At 49.0% G+C, this 1,354-nt stretch carries 1 protein-coding gene; it reads right to left on the minus strand.

Annotated elements, in window-relative coordinates; all coding sequences use genetic code 11:
* Positions 1-139: 139 nt before the first annotated feature.
* Positions 140-1,108: a DUF429 domain-containing protein gene (locus tag HW443_RS11310; RefSeq protein WP_176235309.1), complete on the minus strand. Its 969-nt coding sequence runs from the start codon at positions 1,106-1,108 to the stop codon at positions 140-142.
* Between the last annotated feature and the right edge of the window lie 246 nt (positions 1,109-1,354).

Raw genomic sequence — 1,354 nt, forward strand, 5'->3', positions numbered from 1 at the left:
GTAGCGGTTATGGCACCCGCCTCAGGCGTCAGATTCAACTGGCACCTGTGTTGCTAAAGGTAACTTTAAAATCCCCGCACTTTAGTGCTGGGGAGTGTCAATAGAGTTCCTCTTATGTTACTCTCGCAAAGAACTTTTATCAATAGCGATTTACTGCAAAGGTTGGGTCATTGACGAGCTCTATCCTCCTCTTTAGATTGCTGTCGCAAGGAAGAAGCACAAAACCATCCTCTCCAGTACCCACTATACAGCTTTTTACCTCTCCCAAGTGCCAGTAGCGCCACACGGTATAAGCAGCGAGAGTAGCGTCCAGAAGATCTCCCAACTGATTGAGGCGAATGTGCCCAAGATGAGCTCCTATTTCCTCGCTGTTCTGTGGCCAATTCTCTGCACCTGAAAAGCATGAAAGAATATCTCTGATCCGAAGGCGTGGCCCTGGTATTTTTTCCATTAGAGCCAAATTGCTCTTCAGATTCCCGGCCTTCGCCTCCACTGTACAGCGGCGTTTGTAGGGGGGTATTGATATCTTACGGAACTTCTTCCAAAACTCATCTTCCTCCAGCAGTTCTCCAGTCCAACCCTGGCTGTGCTCCCAATATAATACTTTCAGAGTGGCCGTAGGATATACCTCACTGACTACCCGACAGGGCTTTTCTTTATTAACTCGGACCTGATAGAGTATGCCCAGTTGCCGAAGTTTTTCTACCAGAACTTCTCCCCGGATTCCCCCGAATATCCTTTTCAACCAGGCGGGGTTGGGAGTAAACGCCGGCATTCCCAATCTGGCCAGGATTCGTTCCACCTTTCGCCTCCTGGGCTGTTGTGTCGGAATACGTAGGGGGGCATCGATGCCTACGAGCAGGTCTTCTTTTGCAAATCGGGCTACAAAACTGGGAAAAGCACCCAGCAGCCATCTCCATCCTCGTACTAGCAGCTCTTCCTTTGCAAACTGGGTTATGAAACTAAGAATCTCTTCATCAGTATGAACAAGAGCGGCAGAGCAGATGTGGCCTGCCTGGCCCAGGGCCACGCAGGCGGAACGGGGAACTCCCGAGGAGGGACTGTCAGACATTTTCCAGGCCAGGTCTATGCCAATAAAGTGCATCATCTAACCCTGCTTTGTACAATCTGTACCAGAACCCACATGAAGGCCAGCTTTATAGTTACAAAGTATATCGTCTGATCCTCGCCCTCTGAAGCAGATCTTCAATCTTTTTGGGTCTGGACATCAGACTTATGCTGCTTTATCCTTACGGGATGTGTTCTTGACGGAATTGCTGAGCAGGTCTAATTGTAGAATAGGATTGCAAAAGAGCCAATGGCCCGTATGAGATGCAACGTATCCAACCATTCT

Source organism: Candidatus Hakubella thermalkaliphila, from assembly GCF_013281975.1.
In the GTDB taxonomy this organism is placed as follows: Bacteria; Actinomycetota; Humimicrobiia; order Hakubellales; family Hakubellaceae; genus Hakubella; species Hakubella thermalkaliphila.